14 protein-coding genes are annotated in these 15866 nt (G+C 39.6%); 7 read left to right on the top strand and 7 right to left on the bottom strand.

All coding sequences use genetic code 11. From position 1 onward, the window contains the following. Positions 1 to 317 precede the first annotated feature (317 nt). From JET18_RS03125 to JET18_RS03095, 7 genes are all read right to left on the bottom strand, one after another. Positions 318 to 1217: an NAD(P)/FAD-dependent oxidoreductase gene (locus tag JET18_RS03125; protein WP_202089155.1), complete on the bottom strand. Its 900-nt coding sequence runs from the start codon at positions 1215 to 1217 to the stop codon at positions 318 to 320. 270 nt (positions 1218 to 1487) lie between these two features. After that, positions 1488 to 3011, bottom strand: a complete 1524-nt coding sequence (locus tag JET18_RS03120) for a glycosyltransferase family 39 protein (RefSeq protein WP_202089154.1) — start codon at positions 3009 to 3011, stop codon at positions 1488 to 1490. Positions 3012 to 3153: 142 nt separating this feature from the next. Continuing rightward, a complete protein-coding gene (locus JET18_RS03115; RefSeq protein WP_202089153.1) occupies positions 3154 to 4347 on the bottom strand; it encodes an efflux RND transporter periplasmic adaptor subunit in 1194 nt (397 codons plus the stop codon). 173 nt (positions 4348 to 4520) lie between these two features. After that, positions 4521 to 5792, bottom strand: a complete 1272-nt coding sequence (locus tag JET18_RS03110) for an ABC transporter permease (protein ID WP_202089152.1) — start codon at positions 5790 to 5792, stop codon at positions 4521 to 4523. A gap of 121 nt (positions 5793 to 5913) precedes the next feature. Then, on the bottom strand, positions 5914 to 7143 hold the full coding sequence (locus tag JET18_RS03105; RefSeq protein WP_202089151.1) for an ABC transporter permease: 1230 nt from the start codon (positions 7141 to 7143) through the stop codon (positions 5914 to 5916). A 158-nt stretch (positions 7144 to 7301) separates the two neighbouring features. Continuing rightward, complete coding sequence (locus JET18_RS03100; RefSeq protein ID WP_202089150.1) at positions 7302 to 7658, bottom strand: four helix bundle protein; 357 nt, start codon at positions 7656 to 7658, stop codon at positions 7302 to 7304. Positions 7659 to 7777: 119 nt separating this feature from the next. Continuing rightward, positions 7778 to 8467 carry an ABC transporter ATP-binding protein gene (locus tag JET18_RS03095; RefSeq protein ID WP_202089149.1) on the bottom strand — a complete coding sequence of 230 codons (690 nt, stop codon included), beginning with the start codon at positions 8465 to 8467 and terminating at the stop codon, positions 7778 to 7780. A gap of 425 nt (positions 8468 to 8892) precedes the next feature. Between JET18_RS03095 and JET18_RS03090 the strand changes: the two genes are divergently transcribed. From JET18_RS03090 to JET18_RS03060, 7 genes are all read left to right on the top strand, one after another. Beyond that, positions 8893 to 9867: a ribonucleotide-diphosphate reductase subunit beta gene (locus JET18_RS03090; protein WP_202089148.1), complete on the top strand. Its 975-nt coding sequence runs from the start codon at positions 8893 to 8895 to the stop codon at positions 9865 to 9867. 136 nt (positions 9868 to 10003) lie between these two features. After that, a complete protein-coding gene (locus tag JET18_RS03085; protein WP_202089147.1) occupies positions 10004 to 10291 on the top strand; it encodes a hypothetical protein in 288 nt (95 codons plus the stop codon). A gap of 26 nt (positions 10292 to 10317) precedes the next feature. Beyond that, positions 10318 to 12006, top strand: a complete 1689-nt coding sequence (locus JET18_RS03080; protein WP_262896556.1) for a ribonucleoside-diphosphate reductase subunit alpha — start codon at positions 10318 to 10320, stop codon at positions 12004 to 12006. Positions 12007 to 12264: 258 nt separating this feature from the next. Beyond that, a complete protein-coding gene (locus JET18_RS03075) occupies positions 12265 to 13083 on the top strand; it encodes a hypothetical protein (protein ID WP_202089145.1) in 819 nt (272 codons plus the stop codon). A 2-nt stretch (positions 13084 to 13085) separates the two neighbouring features. After that, positions 13086 to 13889, top strand: coding sequence for a hypothetical protein (locus tag JET18_RS03070; RefSeq protein ID WP_202089144.1), 804 nt, complete (start codon positions 13086 to 13088; stop codon positions 13887 to 13889). Positions 13890 to 13899: 10 nt separating this feature from the next. Beyond that, complete coding sequence (locus JET18_RS03065) at positions 13900 to 14718, top strand: hypothetical protein (protein WP_202089143.1); 819 nt, start codon at positions 13900 to 13902, stop codon at positions 14716 to 14718. Positions 14719 to 15288: 570 nt separating this feature from the next. Beyond that, positions 15289 to 15861 (top strand): hypothetical protein, encoded by a 573-nt coding sequence (locus JET18_RS03060; RefSeq protein WP_202089142.1) that lies wholly within the window; start codon positions 15289 to 15291, stop codon positions 15859 to 15861. The last annotated feature ends 5 nt before the right edge of the window (positions 15862 to 15866 follow it).

Genomic DNA, 15866 nt, shown 5'->3' with positions numbered 1-15866 from the left:
AGCCGGAAGTGGGAAGTTAATGAAGTACATGGGTAGAAATGCACCTCTGTTTTTATTCGTTTTTTAATCCGCTTCAACAAATTTAAATGCAGCTGTTTTTATTTATGTTTTGGCTAAAGCCTAAGGAGAAATCCTTATTTATTAAGCGGGCTGAAGCCCGCTCCTATTGAATAAAATAATTGACATTATCACAACAGAATATAAAATAACCTGGATTCTGATTAACAAAATTAAGATCCCGAATTCAGGGTAAAATAAGTCCCTGCAGAAATTTTCTGCAGGGACTCCACCATTTAAAATATAATATATGTATGAAATTAAAATTCTTCTTCTGAAAGTTCCTTATTGACGACAGCTCCGGTGAAATTCCCCTGTGCAATCGCCACAGCCACTGACCTCATCATGGTCACATTATCCCCGCATGCAAAAATTCCCGGAATATTGGTTTTCTGCATAAAATCAACTTTGATGAATCCCTGTTCCGTCAGTTCACAGCCGAGATCTCCTGCCGCATTGATATTCTGCTCAAAAGGAATTTTAGCATACAATACTTTTAGAGAAATTTCCTTTCCGGTCCTGAAAATAATTTTCCTGATGCTCCCATTTTCATGTTCTATCCTCTCCACTTCATCTTCTATTAAACTTATATTATTCAGAGCCAATTTATCTTTCTGTTCTTTTGAAAGAACCGATTTTCCATTGGTAAACAGGAACAAATCCTTTGTTAAATTGTAAACCAGCTTGGAAAAGTCATAAGCCATATCGCCGTCTGAAAGAATTCCCGTCACTTCATTTCTTACCTCATAGCCGTGGCAATAAGGGCAATGCAGCACCGAAATTCCCCAACATTCAGCAAATCCGGGAATATCCGGCATCAAATCTTTTACTCCTGAAGCCAGGATCACTTTTTTAGCAGAAAACTTTTCGCCAGCAGCGGTTTCAACTTGGAAGCCTTCATCAGCCTTTTCCAATTTTATCACAGTCCCATCGTGGAACTTTACCGTATTGTATGCAGCGACCTGCTCCCGGGCCAGATCAGAAATTTCCTTTGGCGTTTTTCCGTCATGCGTAATGAAATTGTGGGAATGCGGAGTCTGACTGTTACACGGTTTTCCATTGTCAATGATCAGGGTATTTCTCAATGATCTTCCCAATGCCATTCCAGCAGATAATCCGGAGTAGCTCCCTCCTATGATGATAACGTCGTAGTTTTTCATTTTTTTTGAATAGTTATTCGTTGCGAGTTGGCAGTTGCGAGTTGATAATTGATAATTGATGGTGTGATATATTACTAACCTTTCCCGATTCTAAACTCTTTTGCCTTTTCGCTTTACAAAGATAAAACAAAAATCAATTAAAGCCACAATGTTGCATTAATATTTTCTATCACGATTAATGATAAATAGAAATAGACGCTGAAACAGCCTGTTGTAGGGAAGAATTACGTTGCAAAAAAAAGTTTTTTTGAGTAAAAAGTCGTGTATACATTAATATTCACTTTTCTCTTCATCAATTTCGGCCTGTAATTTCGGTCTTATATCAATTTTCGCCTGCTCGAAGCTGAAGATGGCTGTCCCTTTTTCCCGGGCAAATGGATTAACTACAGAATCTGCGGCTTTAGAACTTACAAAATAAGGGGATGTTTCTTTCAATTCATCCTTGCTTCCGAAAGATTCCTTGACCCGGATCAGGTTGTCATATTTTTTCCGGAGATTGAACCAGTTGATATAATCTGCATTAAAGGACACTGCCTGTATCCCTTTGTTAGAATAATAATTAATGGCTCCGGCCTGTCCGTAATTATCACAAAGCACCAGCGTATTACCGGATGGTGATAACCGGGCGTATTCCTGATCTACTTTGTGAGCAAGCTCTTTCCAGCCCTGCATATCGGCAAAATCCTGAGGCAGCGAATGATCTTTGCCATCTTCCCAGCGAAGCAGTCCCATTTTTTTATAGTTTTCGGGATGACTGATGATATATTCGGGACTTTTATTGGGGAAAGCCACCTGATACAAAGGCAGGAACAGCAATACAGGAATGATGACAAAAACAGGTTTTAATATTTTCTTCCAGCCTTTTTCAAAAACAGAGGCCAGAAAAACAGATCCGGCTGCTATAAAAACGGGATACAGACCAATTGCATAATAATCTTTAGCCTTAAAAAACACAAATAAGCCAATCGTCATTATATAAGTCCAGAATAAAAATCTGATTTTTTCAAAAGGCTTATAGAACAGGAATGCATACAGTCCTGCCATGATCACCAGTACGGAACCGATGAAGAAAAGAATCTGGGATTTAAAGAAATCAAAACGGTCAACATGTACTAGCTGTCTTTCCGTAAGTTCTTTCATATGGTGAATCACCGGGAAATCATTATTGTACTGCCACAGCAGATTGGGAAATATGATGATCAGTGCCACCAATCCTGCTCTGTAAAGATGAGGCTGAAGGAATATTTCCCTTTGTTTTGTCAATATAAGAGCCGGGATCATTCCCAATACGGAAAAAGCGATATTATATTTATTCAGAAAACCTATTCCGAAGATCACCGCCGCTGCATACAACCATTTTATTTTTTCGGAATTAAAATACAGGATCAGGACATAATACATCAGGGTCCAAAGCAGTATTTCCAGAGATGTAGGCTGAAAAAGCATATTGACACGGAGAAGCACGGACAGCAGAATACCGGTTGAAGCCAGAATTTTAGCATATAAACTCCCATGAAGCTCTTCAATGATTTTCCATACCACAGCAATCGTGAGTGCCCCGAATAATGCCGGGAAAAATTTCACCCAAAACACAGATCCGCCTAACATTTTTATGAACAATGCCAGCCATGAGTTCACAGGCGGAACAGAAAGATATCCCCACGCCAGATGATTTCCCTGATCCAGATGCAGATATTCATCTCTGTGAAGTTCGTATTCCGGACCGATCAGGGAATACTGCAGGATGAATTTCAGGATTATAAAGAAAAAGAGAATGAGGTAGTTTTTCTTCATGGTACTTAAAGTCTTTGGTTATCAATTCTTTTAAGACAATTTATTAAAATTATCTATTACATGGGTTTGAATAAGACTAAAAATAAAAAATCCTGAGAAAAATTCCTCAGGATCTTACAGTTAAATATATAGTGATCGTTTACTATTTTTTCTTTTCTTTAAGCTCTTCCTTATCTTTGTCGGAAGGGTTCCAGACTTTCACTTCGGAGTCTTTGGTAAGTCCTGAAAGGATCTGTACATTGATTCCATCGCTGGCCCCAAGTTTTACATAGACTTTTTTGAACTTCCCGTCAGTCTGCTTTACTTCTACAAAAGGTAAGTCTTTACCATTTTTCTTTTCATACTGAATCAGTGATTCATCCAGCAGCAATGCATTTTTTTCAGATTTCAGAACGATTTCTCCGTTGGCAGAAAAACCGGCTCTGATATATTCATTGTTCGGGTTGTTTACATCACCTTCTACAGGGAATTTAATGGTTCCCAGATTGTCTTTTCCTTTAGGAGCGATCATCGTCAGTTTCCCCGGGAACGTTTTATTCTGAAGGGCACCGATTACGATTTTCATATCCATTCCCTGCTTCAGTTTTCCAGCCTGGGCTTCGTCTATTTCTCCCTGGAAAATCAGTGAATTAAGGTCTGCAATAGAACAGATCGTTGTTCCGGCATTGAACGAGTTGGCCTCAATTACCTGGCTTCCTACTTTTACAGGAACTTCAAGAACGGTTCCCGCTGCTTTGGAACGGATCTGTGTGGTTGCCAATCCCTGCAGTTCAGGAGTAGCACCGGTTTTTACAATCTGCAATCTTTTTTGAGCTGTAGCCAGCTGCTGGTTTGCATTTTTAAGAGACTGCTGCTGGGAAAACAGCTGCTGCTGGGAGTTTAAGTACTCCTGCTTGGAAATCACGCCCTGCTTGAACAGTTTTTCCTGCATAGAAAACTGCTTCTGCATATTATCCACATTCATTTTGGCATTGCTGATCTGCAGCTGGGAATTCACTACTTCCTGCTGAGCGTTGTTCACGTCAGCGATGTTAGGGATAATTCTTACGGTGGCAATCAGCTGCCCTGCCGTCACTTTATCTCCTTCATCTACCAGAATTTTATCAATGATTCCTGCAATGTTCGGTTTGATCTCGATCTCTTCTTTCGGAATAATTTTTCCGGTCGCCATCACCTTGTCTTCCATGTTCTGGTAGCTTGGTTTTCTGGTCAGGAAAGCTTCACTCTCTTTAGAATTTGATTTTACGAGATACCCGATCCCGGAGAACAATGCCACTGCAAATAAAAGCCCCAGTACAATATAAATGGCTTTTTTCCAAGTGAATTTCTTTTTCATATATATAGTTTATTTTTACTATTAATTAAATGATTTAAAGATTTAAGAATTCAATCATTAAAAATCCCGTTATCATTTTCAATTTTTAAATTATTTTATTTCCCAATTAACCCATCACCACATCAACCTATCGCCACATCATCACATCAACCCATCATCACATCGCCACATCATCACTCCGATCTCAGCGCCTCAATCGGCCGTATTTTCACCGCACGCTGGGCAGGAATCATTCCGATGATCAGACCGAGCACCACCATTACCGCCATAGCTCCGAATACGTTTCCGTAGTTGACCGTCGGGTTGTAGAAAGGAAACTCATCCTGGTTCTGCGTCACCGCATTTAAAATGATCAGGACAAAAATTCCGCACATAAATCCGAGAATTCCCGAAGACAGCGTAATCACAACACTTTCCAGAAGGATCTGATTTCGTACTTCAGCAGGTTTGGCGCCTAAAGCCCTCCGTATCCCGATTTCCTTCGTTCTCTCTTTTACGGTGATCAGAAGGATATTCGAAATGGCAATCACCCCGGCAAGAATGGTCAGCGTTCCTACAATAATCGTCAGAAGCTGCATTCCGGTAAGGAAGCCCGTCAGTTTTTTAAATTCTTTCCCAAGATTGAAACTTCCGAAGGCATTGGTATCTTCGGGAGAAACTTTATTTTTGGTTTTCAGTACCTGTTTTACGCCTTCTTCCACTCCATTTACGTTGGCATTGGGTTTACTCACAATCGCAAACATATCAATCTGGTCTCCGGCATTATACATTTTGGTATAGGTGGAAAGAGGGATAAATGCAGTTCTGTCGTTTTCAAACCCACCGCCTTTTTTCACTCTGAAAACACCGATTACGTTGAAAAACAATCCTTTTATATTCACCTGTTTTCCAACCGGATTTTCTTTTTTCTTGGCATCAAAAAAGTTCTTGTAGATCTCTTCTCCAATCACTACAACATTCTTATTGCCCATGACATCGGCATCATTGATGTAACGTCCGAAAATAAGTTTCTTTTCAGAAATTTTATTTCCTACAGAATAATCTCCTGTAAGCGAATAGGTTCCGTTTTTACCGTTTCTTGACATGGACTCTCCCGGTGTTCCGGTAAAGCTTCCTCTGGCATTCTGCGGCGAAATATAATCTATGTCACTTACTTTTCTTTTCAGCATTTCCATATCGGATAAGTTCAGGTGAACATCCCGTCCTTTAGGAAATCCGTCATAGGGAATAGAGGTTTTCTGGGCCCAAAGAAAAATAGAGTTGGTTGCAAACCCGGAGAACAGTTTATCAAAACCGTTTTCCATTCCTTTTGCAGCTCCAAGAAGACTCACATACAAAAACATTCCCCAGCCTACGCCAATCATGGTAAGGAACGTCCGAAGCTTATTATTCCTCAGTGAATAATAAATTTCCTGCCAAGTATCTTTTTTAAATATAATATTCACTTCTTTGAGTTATAAGTTTTATTATTTTATAAATGATGATTGATCAGTGATTAATGATACCGTCTTAAAATCATCAAATCTCCGCATCAAAAAATCATCGCATCATCACATCACCAAATCATCATTCCGTTCTCAACGCTTCTATCGGTTTAATCCTCGAAGCCCTGTATGCCGGAACAAATCCCGCAATAAGTCCTGAGCACACCAAAGCAATAAACGCCATAAAGATCGTTCCCCAGCCTACGCTCGGACTTTTGATAAAATATTCTTCAAGACTGTCTCCTATCAGACTAAGCGCAAACACTCCGACCGCTACTCCGACAATACCTGAAACTACCGTTATCACGACACTTTCCTGTACTATCAGTGCTACAATACTTCTTGGTTTTGCCCCGATTGCCTTACGGACACCAATCTCTTTTGTTCTTTCTTTTACGATATACACCATGATGTTACTGATCCCGATAATTCCGGCCAGCAGGGTTCCCAATCCGATAAAACCAACAATCAGGGTAAGTACCGCCATAAACTGAAAGGTTTCATTCATATTCTGGGCATTGTTCCATACACGGACTCCGTTTTCATCGTCAGGCGCAACATTTTTTCTGGCTTTTAATCTGTCTTTAAGCTCATCACCATATTTAATGGCTTCCTGTGGTGTTAATTTTTCATTATAAGCGATATATGCCGTAGATACGGTATCCGAGCCTTTTTTCATCTGCTGAAGAGTCGTGATAGGAACGGTGATATGTCTTTCATCCCAGTCTCCGCCATCATCGGAAAACACGCCTATTACTTTAAACATGGTTCCGTTGATATCCAGATCCTTTCCTACAGGGCTTCCGTTTTTGATCAGGTCACGCTGAACCATTCTTCCGATCACTGCTACATTCTGTTTTTTCGCAAGGTCCATTGGTGAAAGGTAGCGTCCATCCAGCATTTTTCTGTTCTCAATAACCTTTTCTCCGGGTTCCGCCCCGTTGATCTGATAATTGCCGCTTTCTTTTCCATATTTTACCATTAAATTGGTCGTATATCTCGGACTGGCATCGCCTACTTTTTCTTTATCCGTATTGATCAGGAAATCATAATCTTCATTATCCATAATAACGGTTCTGTCAGACTGAAGTCCTTTGTAGGCAAGCGTAGTTTTACCTGTATAGATCGTGATCAGGTTTTGTGCATCTCTTGCAAATCCTTCGGTAAAAGCATTCTGAAGCCCCTTTCCTATTCCGAAAAGAACCACAAAGATAAACAGCCCCAAAGCCACCGTAAACCCCGAAAGCACCGTCCGCAATACATTACTGCGGATAGAACTGAATATTTCCTGCCAACGATCTAGGTCAAACATAGTTTTTATTTTTTACTTGTAAAAAGTCAATTAACTGCATTGTGAATTTTCTTCGAAGTCAATTAACTTCGTTGTCAATCTTGATTGTGTTTTTAAAATTATCTGCAATTTTTATATTCACAAATTGACAATCCACTATTGACAATTTCCAATTATTTTTATCCTTTTTTCAACATTCCGCTTAATAAGATAAATGTTGTTTTTACTAATTTTTCAATGGTTAATAATTCTTCTTTTTTGATATAATTACAATCTATGATCATATCAAAACAGGAATCCAATTCTATCACTGAGCCTCTGGCTATTTCAAAATATCTTTTTCTTTCAGTTTCTGATCTTCTGGAACATCCTTCCGTTATATTCAATACAACTGAAGTTGAGGCTCTCCGTATCTGATCGGTAAGATTAAATCTTTCACTATCAGGAATCAAAGACAAAATTTTATAACATTCAATTCTTAACTGCCTTGCCGATTGATAAACATCAAGTTTATAATGGTTCAGGTTTAAAAACATAATTATTTTCTTTCATTTTCATTGGTGTGTGTATTTTTTAGAACTTAATTAATTTAAAATTGATAATTCAACATTCACAATTGACTTGAAAAAATTCACTTGCGAAGCAAAATTCACCATTACAAAACAATCTGCTTTATAAACTCATCACTTTCAATGATTCCGTCTTTCAGCACAACATTTCTTTTGGTTTGTGCGGCTACATCAGGTTCGTGGGTTACAACGATGATGGTTCGCCCTTCATTATTGATCTCCTGAAGAAGCTTCATAATATCATGCGTCGTTTTGGAATCCAGAGCTCCGGTTGGTTCATCAGCCAGAACCACTTTAGGATCTGTGATCAATGCTCTTGCAATAGCGACCCTTTGTTTTTGTCCCCCGGAAAGCTCGTTCGGAAGGTGGCCGGCCCATTGTCCTAGCCCAACTTTATCCAGATATTCCATGGCTTTCTGGTTACGTTCTTTTCTGGGAACATTCTGGTAGTACAGTGGAAGGGCTACATTTTCCAGCGCAGTTTTGTAACTGATCAGGTTGAAAGACTGAAATATGAAACCCAGGAATTTACTCCTGTATTCCGCAGCCTTCACTTCAGACAAATGCTCAATAGGCACATTGTCCAGCTCATAAGTTCCTGAATCTTTTTCATCCAGAATACCAATGATATTAAGAAGCGTAGATTTTCCGGAACCGGAACTTCCCATAATAGAAACAAACTCGCCCTCGGAAATATTAAGATTAATACCCTTCAGAACGTGAAGCTTGCTTTTCCCTGTATCGTATGACTTATGTAAATCCTGAATTACTAACATTAAGTGATGCTTGTTTTATACCCAATAAGTAGATGATATTTTCAATTTGTTACAAGAACAATAATTTATTCTAAAATTTTATTGTTTAACAAATTATCTCTTTATTTAAAGCTGTTTACATTAAACCGTTTAACTGTAACTTTAATTTTTCATTTATTTTCTACCCATAACCCTGTCTAAGCCATTATCTGTGCTGGTTTCATGTAAATGTGGAAAACTTTTAAGGTTAAAACTCAGCCAATTAGTATTTACCCCTTTCAAAATCAGTTCTTTTTTTCGAACTTTGTCATTAGTTCTTTACAAGAAACCTACACGCACCAATGTGAATATGTTTCTAATGTAAATACCAAACATACAATAAGTTAAGCATTACTTCGAACTTATCCACAGTAATGCACAATATTTAATTTTAAAGATATTTTAATATGGGAATTTTCGATAAAAGAGTAAGTTACAAGCCATTTGAATACCCTGAGGTTCTTCAGTTTGTAGAGGCGATCAACAAATCGTTCTGGGTGCATTCGGAAGTGGATTTTACTGCAGATGTTCAGGATTTTCATTCGCAGTTGGAGCCGCACGAAAAACATGCTGTGAAAAACGCACTTTTAGCGATTGCACAGATCGAGGTGTCTGTAAAGACATTCTGGGGAAACCTATACAACCACTTGCCAAAACCTGAACTGAACGGACTTGGAGCTACTTTTGCAGAATGTGAATTCCGTCATTCCGAAGCTTATTCCAGATTGGTAGAAGTTTTGGGATATAACGAAGAATTTTCAAACGTCATCGAAATTCCTGCCGTGAAAAAGAGAATTGACTTCCTGTCAAACGTTCTGAAACACGCGAATTCCACAACACCCAAAGAATACGTTTCTTCTCTTTTATTATTCAGTATCCTGATTGAAAACGTTTCGCTTTTCTCACAATTTGCGATCATCCTTTCTTTCACAAGATTCAAAGGATACATGAAGAACGTTTCCAATATCATCGCTTGGACTTCCGTTGATGAGCAGATCCACGCCAATGCAGGAATCTACCTGATCAACAAAATCCGTGAGGAACAGCCTGATCTGTTGACAGATTCTGACATCGAAGACATCTACACTCTGGTAGACCAATCCATTGAACTTGAAGGTGAAATCCTTGACTGGATCTTCGAATTGGGAGAATTAAGCGTATTCTCCAGAGAAGACCTTCTGAACTTCATGAAATACCGTGTAGACGACAGTTTAAAGAAAATCAATATGGAAACCCGTTACAACGTTACCCCGGAACAATACCGTCCAATGGTATGGTTCGAAGAAGAGGTTTTCGCGAATTCTATGGATGATTTCTTTGCCAAAAGACCGGTGGATTATACGAAACACGACAAGAGTATTACGGCGAACGATTTGTTTTAAACGGATGTGGATGGGCGCGAGCGAAGCGAGCGTCAAAGCAGATAGTATTAGCAATATCATACTAAGCCTGTCGAAGCATTCCACCTTAATAAAATCACTTCATTCCCCGGAATGATAAAACAATTTAAAGCACAAAATGATTAATGTAATCGTCACCTACACCGTCAACCCTGAATACGTTTCAGAAAACAAAACCCATATCCAAACGTTTCTGGATGATTTCAAAAATCTTGATCAGGAGACATTTGAATATAAGGTCTATGTAAAAGAAGACGGCGTTACCTTTTTGCATTATTCAAATTATATCAATGAAGAGGTTCAGCATGAGGTTTTAAATGTACCGTCTTTTAAAAATTTTCAACGGCTAAGAGACGAAAGCGGACTGAATGGTACGCACAAAGTGGAAATATTACAATCAATATAAAAAGCAACAAAATTCCGGGGCTCCCAATGGCCCCGGAATTCGAAAATATAACATCTATGGAAGAGCAAAATTCAAATATATGGTGGCTCAATGAAGAGTCTGAGCAGATGCTGAACAGAGGCTACCTGCTAAAAGGGGAAACTGTAGACGGAGCCATCGACAGGATTACTACCGCAGCAGCAAAAAAATTATACAAGCCGGAATTACAGCCCGCTTTCAAAGAAATGATCACGAAAGGATGGATCAGCTTCTCATCTCCTGTTTGGGCGAATATGGGAACGCAGAGAGGTCTTCCTATCTCTTGTTTCAATGTACACATCCCGGACAGCATTGAAGGAATTACCCACAAAATGGGTGAAGTGATCATGCAGACGAAGATTGGCGGTGGAACATCTGGATATTTCGGAGAACTTAGAAACAGAGGAACCGCTGTAACGGACAACGGAAAATCTTCAGGAGCAGTTTCGTTCATGAAGTTATTCGATACTGCTATGGATGTAGTTTCTCAGGGAGGCGTAAGAAGAGGTGCCTTTGCCGCTTATTTGGATATTGACCATGGGGATATTGAAGAATTCCTGTCCATTAAAGATATCGGAAGCCCGATCCAGAACTTATTTACAGGAATCTGTGTTCCTGATTACTGGATGCAGGATATGATCGATGGAGATATGGACAAGCGTAAGATCTGGGCAAGAGTTCTTGAAAGCCGCCAGCAGAAAGGTCTTCCGTATATTTTCTTTACCGATAACGTGAACAGAAACAAGCCTCAGGTGTATAAAGATCTGGGAATGCCTGTTAACGCAAGTAACCTTTGCTCTGAAATTATGCTTCCTTCTACAAGAGAAGAATCATTCATCTGCTGCTTGTCTTCCATGAACCTGGAATTATATGATGAGTGGAAAGATACCGATGCTGTAAAGCTTGCCGTTTACTTCCTGGATGCTGTTTTAACCGAGTTTATCGAAAAAACAGAAGGAAATTACTACCTGCAGGGAGCAAGAAATTTCGCAATGCGTCACAGAGCCCTTGGATTGGGAGTTTTAGGATACCATTCTTACTTACAGAAAAATATGATTCCATTTGAAAGTTTTGAGGCGACTCAGTTCAATGCAAGAGCTTTCAGACATATCAAAGAACAGGCAGAGATCGCTTCAAAAGAGCTAGCCAACATCTACGGTGAACCGGAATTACTGAAAGGGTACGGACTGAGAAATACCACCACCATGGCTATTGCTCCTACCACTTCAAGTTCTGCGATCTTAGGACAGACTTCTCCGGGAATTGAGCCGTTTGCTTCCAACTATTATAAAGCCGGTCTTGCAAAAGGAAACTTTATGCGTAAGAACAAATACCTGGCTAAATTATTGGAAGAAAAAGGTCTTGACAACGAGGAAACCTGGAGAACGATCATGCTTAATCATGGTTCTGTACAGCACCTGAAAGAGCTTACCGACGAAGAGAAAGCAGTATTCAAAACATTTAAAGAGATCTCTCCGATGGAAATTATCTCTCAGGCTGCCCAAAGACAGCAATATATCGATCAGGCTCAATCCCTGAACTTACAGATTCCTTCTACAATGCCTGTAAAAGATGTAAATTACCTTTATATTGAAGCATGGAAAAAAGGTGTAAAAACCCTTTATTACCAAAGAAGTTCTTCTGTTTCTAAAGAAATGATGGTCAATTTTGTGACCTGTTCAGCTTGTGAAGCATAACACCTGCAAATAATAAACATCAGTATATTTACTAAGCACGCCTTTTTCGGCGTGCTTTTTTTGTTTAAGAGAAATTTTAAAGGAAATTTTAAACTTTTTTATACCTACCACATTATTTTGCCAGCTCCTATTATCACTGAAAATGCCCGTTATCTATTCCCTAAACAGTGAAAACAAAACATATATCACTGATTATCAAGTAGTATTATAAATTAAAATTTGATACATTTGTAAAAAAATTATTTCAAACTTTACTTTATGAGAAAAATGTTAAGCGGCAATATACTGCTTATATTGCTGTCATGCCCTATCCTAAACACAAATGCACAGGTCAAGATCTCAAACTCATCAGGCGTAATCAATGAAGAAAGCGTTTTACACCTGGAGAGTGCCGCAAACAACAAAGGTTTTTTACTGACAAGAATTGCCCTGCAGGCTGCTGACAACGCAGCTCCGCTTGCTTCCCACACCGCGGGAATGATCGTGTTCAATACAGCGACAGCCGGAACCTCCCCCAATAATGTAACTCCCGGGTTATATTACAATAACGGAGCCCGATGGATTAAAATGACAACCAAAGCTCCACAAACGGGAGATATTAAAAACGGATTTCAAAGTGCCGATCACAACGGCTGGTACCTTCTCAATGGTAGAGCAGTAAGTACATTAGCTGTCAACCCAAGAGCCAGAGCCACCGCCTTAGGATTCAGCACCAATCTTCCGGATGCCTCAGACCGCTATTTGAAAAATACAAACGGACCGGACAGTCCCGGTACCGCCGCAGGGGTAAATTCTTTTACCCTTACCCAGGCCAATCTTCCTAATGTTACTTTTTCAGGAACCACGAATATTACAGGAAATCACTCCCACACATATACGGATAATCCTACCACCGTTGCATCAGTAGCAAGCGGAAATAATAACCCGGTTTCCAATACGGCAAGTGTTGATACCAATACGGACGACTCTGGAGCACATACCCACACCTTATCCTTTTCTTTGGGCGGAACCAGCCAGCCGGTAAACCTGGTACCGAATAATATCATCACCAACGTATTCATTTATTTAGGAACCTGATTATGAAGAAAAATTATGTAAACACACTGATCGGAATTTTATTTTTTTCGATCGTAAAGTCGCAGGTTGGCATAGGAACCCCAAATCCATCCAATTCTGCAGTTTTAGAACTGAACAGCAGCAACAAAGGTTTTTTAATGAATACCATTTCATTAGCATCCACACAGTCTGCAAGCCCGCTTAGTGCACACACGGAAGGAATATGGGTATACAATACCGCCACGGCTGGAACAGCACCCAACAATGTGATTCCGGGACTATATTATAACGACGGAGCCAAATGGGTCCTGATGTCTATCAACAGTGATATTCCAAAAATCGGAGATATTAAATCCAGCATGGTGAATGCCGATCATGAAGGATGGTATCTGATGAACGGAAGAAATACATCTACCCTTCCGGCTTCGGCACAGGCCAGCGCAGCTACGATAGGCCTCACAGCAACCATTCCCAATACAGCGGACAGGATTTTAAAAGGAAAAAATACATCGGAAGCCTTTGCAGCAACAGGAGGAGCAAGCTCATACACTCTTTCCCAGGCCAATCTTCCGAATCTGACGTTCACAGGAAATACAAGTACAGACGGAGCCCATGTCCACACGTACACCAACAGAGGAGTGAATTACTGGAACTTCAATGCCGGAAGTCTTTCAGCAACAAGAACCGTAAATACGGAAACAAGAACCACAGGTACGGCAGGAAATCACACCCATACATTTTCTGTAGCCAGCGGAGGAACCAGCGCCCCTATTGCACAATATCCGAAACACATGGTGGTACAGTACTTCATCTATTTAGGAAAATAAAAAAACTGAAATGAAAAGAATCAATTATATCATACTTCTGCTTGCCGGATTCAACTTTTTGAATGCGCAGGTACTTATTACAGCCGGAACTTCTCCTACTCCTGCTGCCAATGCGCAGGCAGTTCTGGAACTTTATTCCAAAGATCAGAACAAAGGACTTCTGATGCCGAAGGTATCTCTTACAGCAACCAACAATGCAAGTCCGTTTCCCAGCCATATCGCGGGAATGACTGTTTACAATACCAATACAACAACAGCAGCATTAACAGGGGTAACACCCGGATTTTACTACAATAACGGTTCTTCCTGGAGTAAGCTGGAAGTACAGCTACCCAACACGGGAGATATCAAATACAGCAGCACAGCTCCGGATCATGACGGCTGGTACCTGCTTAACGGAAGAGCTATTTCTACCCTTCCTGCATCTGTACAGACCAGAGCCACGGCACTTGGTTTTTCAACAACGCTGCCTGACAGTACAGACAGGTATTTAAAATCCAGGTCAGCATCAGAAACCCTGGGAACAACCGGCGGAAGCAGCACAGTCACGCTTGCCCAGGCTAATCTTCCCAATGTTACCTACAATGCTACCACTGTAAGCAGCGGAATCCACAATCACACCTATAATGACAGAGCCAGCGGTGTAACAGCCAGCGCAGAAGGAGGAAGCTCCAGAACTGTTGTAGACGACGGTTCAAACAGTTCCACCACTTCCAGTACAGGAGCTCATGCCCATACATTTTCTGTTTCTACCGGAGGTTCAAATACCCCGTTAAGCCTTCAGCCAAAATACCTTTCAGCTTATATGTTCGTGTATCTCGGGCAATAAAGCCTAAAAAAAATCAGGACCATGGAGAAATCTGTGGTCCTGTTATTTTTAAAAGTAAGCTGGTCTTGAGAAAAGGATGAATTAAGGAAGAATTAAATTTTAACAAAATTTTAACATTTAAGTTGAAAAAAGTTATTTTCCGTTAATCATCCATTAATACTGAAAATATAAAGGATTCATTCCCTAAACAGTGAATCATAGGTCTGCACCAGACAGTTAAGGTTATTATCTTGAAGTAATTTTTTCTACATTTGTTCAAAATTTACTATATATAACAATTTTATAGTAAAAATATAAATCAATAATTAATTTATTTATTGATAATAATTAACAAAACACAAATAAATTTAAACAAACACAAAACGCATTACTGCAAAAAAAACACACAAAACACACGTAAACAAATCACAGCACGATGAATTTAAACACAGATGAAAATAATCAATTATAATTATCATTAAATAATGCTAATTGTAATACAAAAGAAACAAAACACACATATTTAACAATTAATTTTCTATTGGCAAGAATTTTGTTAATAGAACAAACACACAAAAAAATTATTTCGAAATGTACAGAATTATTACCCTAATTTTGGTAATGGCTTTTTGTCCCATTACCGCACAGGTTGGCATCAACACTTCCACACCTGACCAAAGCTCCGTTTTAGATGTAAACAGTACTTCAAAAGGAGTTCTTCTACCAAGAATAAGTAATCCTTCATCGATCTCGAATCCGGCAACAGGATTGGTTGTTTTCGACACTGCCAAGAAATGTATCAGTCAGAATGTGGGAACTCCTGCAGCACCAGACTGGGCATGTCTATCTCCGTATGTAGCCAAGTTTTTCTACATGCCAAGCGTGGTTTTTGATACTACGACAACGGCTACAGGACAGACAAAAGATTTGTACACCCTGTATAAAAACCAGTTTTCGAATGTACCGGCTAATGCAAGAAGTGCAGCGGCTCCGGCTACGATTCCGTTTTTTCCCAATGCAACAGATCTTCACTATTATGTAACGGGGTATGATACTTCGGTTTTCAAGATCAACAGCATCAGCAACACGGGCGTATTGAATTATGATGTTTTATCTAATGCTACTTCAGCATCTTTTATCAACATCGTATTTGTTGTAAAATAAGCAGT

The organism is Chryseobacterium endalhagicum (assembly GCF_016745235.1).
GTDB classification, from domain to species: Bacteria; Bacteroidota; Bacteroidia; order Flavobacteriales; family Weeksellaceae; genus Chryseobacterium; species Chryseobacterium endalhagicum.
The sequence above is the reverse complement of the archived record's forward strand: the minus strand, read 5'-3'. Positions and strand labels throughout refer to the sequence as shown.